The following is a 717-nucleotide window of genomic DNA, read 5'->3' as shown; positions in this document are numbered from 1 at the left end:
GGCTGGGTGATCCGATCGAGGCGCAGGCGCTGCTTGCCACGTATGGGCGGGAGCGGGATGGGGACCGGCCGTTGTGGTTGGGGTCCATCAAGTCGAACATCGGTCATACGCAGGCTGCGGCCGGTGTCGCGGGCATCATCAAGATGGTGTTGGCGATGCGGCATGGTGTGTTGCCGCAGACGTTGCATGTGGATGAGCCGTCGCCGCATGTGGACTGGTCGGCGGGTGCGGTTTCGCTGTTGACGGATCAGGTGGAGTGGCCGGAGACGGGTCGTCCGCGCCGGGCCGGTATCTCCTCGTTCGGCATCAGTGGCACCAACGCGCACACCATCATCGAGCAGGCCCCCGCCCTGATCCTTCCGGCCGCCACGGCCGAGGCACCCGAGCGGAACGGACTCGGCGGCCTTCTGCCGTTCGTCCTCTCGGCCAAGGACGCCGAGGCGCTGCGGGAGCAGGCCGCGCGGCTGCGCACGCACATCGAGACGCGGCCGGAGTCGGCACCGCTCGACGTCGCCCACGCCCTGGCCGTCGGTCGTGCCGCGCTGGAGCGGCGTGCGGTGCTCAGCGTTGGTGACCGGGACGGGCTGCTGCGGGCGCTTGACGTGCTGGCGCGGGGTGAGTCCGCCCCGGGTGTGGTCGAGGGCACGGTTGCCGAGGGCAAGGTGGCGTTCCTGTTCACGGGGCAGGGGAGTCAGCGGCTGGGGATGGGGCGTGAGT

Annotated in this window: 1 protein-coding gene; it reads left to right on the top strand. The window is 70.4% G+C overall.

What is annotated here, in order from left to right; genetic code table 11:
* A partial coding sequence (locus NQU54_RS48700; protein WP_306279895.1) for a KS-MAT linker domain-containing protein occupies positions 1-717 on the top strand: 717 nt, incomplete at both ends.

It is taken from the genome of Streptomyces malaysiensis subsp. samsunensis (genome assembly GCF_024519315.1).
Lineage (GTDB): Bacteria > Actinomycetota > Actinomycetes > Streptomycetales > Streptomycetaceae > Streptomyces > Streptomyces malaysiensis.
This window is presented reverse-complemented; position numbering and strand designations above follow the sequence as displayed.